Below are 3,738 nucleotides of genomic sequence, written 5' to 3'. Positions count from 1 at the left end.
TTATTGATAACCAACCGAACCACCGCACGATGAGGCACTACCACGCCTTTGGGTGTACCGGTAGAGCCAGAGGTATACATGATATACGCCGATCCAGTGCTGGAAGCGGGTAAATCAAGATTGAGGCGATCTTCTTCCCTGATGGTGCTCATCTCACCAGAGAAACGAAATATCGGCACAGTCAGGAGGTCAGCCGGAATATCCGCCCACATATCGGTGAGCAGCAATTTGGCTGAACAATCTTTTATCAACCAGTTCTTCCGCTCGTCCGGTACACCAGGATCAATCGGGACATAAACAGCACCCGCCTTGAGAATAGCTAACTGAGCCACAACCAGCTCAATAGATCGCTCTAACAAGAGCGCAACATGTTCCCCCGGATAAACTCCTTGCTCAATTAATTGACGAGCCAGTCGATTAGCACGGATATTCAATTCCGCATAGCTAATGGATTGGTTTTCATATAGCAACGCTGTGGCATCCGGGGTATTCTCCACCTGTTGTTCAAACAGGTGATGAATGCACAGTTGGTCAGGATAAGTTGTTTCGGTCGCATTCCAGGTTTCCAGCAACAATGTGCGTTCAATTTCTGGCAGAATCTCCAACATCTGTACCGGCGTTTCCGGCGTCTGTTCAAGCGCTTCTGCCAAGCTCTCCAGAGCCTGTTGCATATAACTACATATTCTTTCTGGATCAAATGGTTGTACTACCTGAGCAGTCAGCCCCAAATTGGAACCACCATCCTCTACCGACAAGACAAACGGATAGTTGGTCCGCTCCTGTGCCCCAAGGAATTCAATTCCGCTGATGATCTCATCCGGCGTGACCGGCTGTGTATTATGTCGGTAATTCAACAGCGTATTAAACAGTGGTGTCCCACTGGCTACCCCACTGCAACGTTGAGCCAGCGCCAATGATGCATGTTCATGCGCTAATAATCCTGCCAATCGGGTATGAGCGGCCTGTACACTCTCTCGTACCGGAGTTTCATCTATATCCAATCGTAATGGCAGGGTATTAATAAACAGCCCCATGCCATTGTCGGCGCCTGCACCAGCCTGAATACGTCCGAACAACACTGTGCCAAATACCACTTGTTTCTGACCACTGGTACGCGACAATACCTGTGCCCAGGCCAAATGACACAGCGCCGCCACACTGACGCCCAAACGCCGAGCCTGATTACGCAGACGGTTATTCAGTGCAGGCGTCAGCATTCTGTGCGATTCCGTCACCTGCGAGCCGTCATGGTGTACTTCCGTTAATCCGAATGTCAGCGTCGGCTCATCCACCATCGCCAGCATATCGGTAAAGAAACGGGTATGTTCTTCCTGACTTATTCCCAGTTGAGCCTGAGCTACCAAAGTACGAAAAGGTACCGGAGCAGGCAGACCCTCTTCCCGTCCAGTAAGATAGGCCTGCACTTCGTGGTTCATCACTTCCAGCGTGGTATGGTCGCCAATCAGATGATGCAGCAATTGCAACAGGATCCAGCGTCCATCGGTTTCCTGTGCCACCGCAAAACGCAACAACGGTGCTTGACTAAGATCGATACGATACCGACGCGGGTCAAAACGTTGAGTCAACTGGTCACCGACAAGTCCGTCAATCGGGTTCAACACCAGTTCAGCGATTGATAAAGGTGCCCGACGGCAAACCACCTGCGCCGGAACGGACAATCCTTGCCAAACAAAAGCAGTACGCAGAATATCGTGGCGATCAACCACCTGTTGAACCGCGGCCAGATAACGATCCAGCAAACGCCGATCTGCAAAAGCCTGTTGCGTTATCAGCAAGTAGGGATCACCTTCATTCGCCAACAAATGGTGAAACAGAATGCCATCTTGTAGCGGTGACAGAGCATAGATATCCTGAATATTAGCCATTCCCCCCGGTATCTGATCAACAATACAGTCAATTTCAAGCTGAGTGAGGTCAATCAGCGGCAACATCTCCGGTGTTAACACAGACGTATCCGGTGTAATACCGTTATCAGGCACCTTGATCTCACAATGCTGAGACAAAGACTGAGCCAGTACATTTAATGTCGGATGCTGGAATAACGTTTGTACCGAAATGCCTAACCCCATACTCCGTAAACGCCCAATCATCCGTACTGCCAACAGCGAGTGGCCCCCCAGGGCAAAAAAGCTGTCGTGCCGGCTAATCCGCTCAATCTCCAGCAATTCACTCCAGATAGTAGCAAGCGCGTTCTCAATTTCCCCTTGCGGCGCTTCGTAAACCTGGCGGGCAAAAGCATGTTGATTGGGCGCCGGCAACGCTCTGCGATCCAATTTACCATTCGGTGTCAATGGGAATTCATCCAGACGTACAAAAGCTGCCGGAATCATATAATCCGGTAAAATATCACTCAGATATTCACGCAGACTGGCGGCCAGCCCGTTATCCGTTTCTGCCACTATATTATTTGTCACTACATAGGCAACTAAGCGCTTATCCTGACCATCACCCGACGCCAGTACCAGCGCTTCACTCACCACCGGGTATTCAGTCAGGCGCGCCTCGATTTCCCCCAGTTCAACCCGAAAACCACGGATTTTAACTTGCTGGTCATTACGACCGGCAAACACCAGATTGCCATCCGGCAGGTAACGGGCTAAATCTCCGGTGCGATACATCCGGGCATCAGCGTCATCACTAAACGGATCTGTCAGGAAACGTTCAGCAGTGAGTTCAGGGCGATTGAGATAGCCACGGGCCACACCCACACCGCCAATATATAACTCACCTACCGCGCCCAGCGGTGCCGGCTGACCGTGTTTGTCCAACAGATAGACACGTTTGTTAGTTGCTGGTCTACCGATGGGAATTAATCCTCTTGTATAGTCTGACGGACAATTCCAGGTGGTGGCGCAAACGGTGATTTCCGTCGGGCCATAAGCATTGAACAGCGTGGCCTGACGGTTTAATGTCTGGATTAGCGCCGGACTGGGTGCTTCACCGCCCAGTATCACGGTCGGCTTTATCGCCAGCGCCGGTAAATCAGCCCCATCCCGCAGCAGGGCGGGTGTCAAACAAGCGTGCGTCACCGACTGCTCTTCAAGATACTGCCAGAGGCGGTGCGGGTCTTGCCGGATTGTTTCAGTCGGAATAATCAGCATAGCTCCACTGCTTAACGCCATCATGATTTCCCAGACGCTGGCATCAAAGCCAAATGAAGCAAACTGCAACATCCGGCTGGTAACACCAACATCAAACTGAGCAATGTGTTCCAGCGTTAAGTTAACCAGACTCTGATGTTCAATCATCACCCCTTTCGGTCTGCCGGTGGACCCGGAAGTGTAGATCACATACGCCAGATGCCGTGAGGTGAGATCAAAAAGTTGCGGGTTACTGTCCGGTTGATTTGGTAAGGAATTTGGATCGATTACAATCAGTGTCTTCAATGTTTCTTCACTCAGTGCCGCCCGTCCAATATTATCCGCCAGTACTATAGTTGGTGCAGCATCAGTGAGCAGATAAGCTAAACGTTCACACGGATAAGCCGGATCCAATGGCACATAAGCACCACCTGCTTTCAGCACCGCCAGTAATCCTACTATTCTCTCCAGTGATCGTGTCACACAAATAGCCACTGGTTGATCTGGTACTACACCTAATACAATCAATTGATGTGCTAATCGGTTGGCACGAGTATTCAATTCAGCATAGCTGAGCATCTGGTTTTCATACCTTACTGCTATCGCGTCCGGGATTCTCTCTACCTGTTGTTCAAAC

At 50.6% G+C, this 3,738-nt stretch carries 1 protein-coding gene; it reads right to left on the bottom strand.

All coding sequences use genetic code 11. The features are described from left to right. The coding region (locus AAC147_RS01235) for a non-ribosomal peptide synthetase (RefSeq protein WP_047684821.1) at positions 1 to 3,738 on the bottom strand (3,738 nt) is incomplete at both ends.

Source organism: Xenorhabdus sp. NBAII XenSa04 (assembly GCF_963866145.1).
GTDB classification, from domain to species: domain Bacteria; phylum Pseudomonadota; class Gammaproteobacteria; order Enterobacterales; family Enterobacteriaceae; genus Xenorhabdus; species Xenorhabdus indica.
This window is presented reverse-complemented; position numbering and strand designations above follow the sequence as displayed.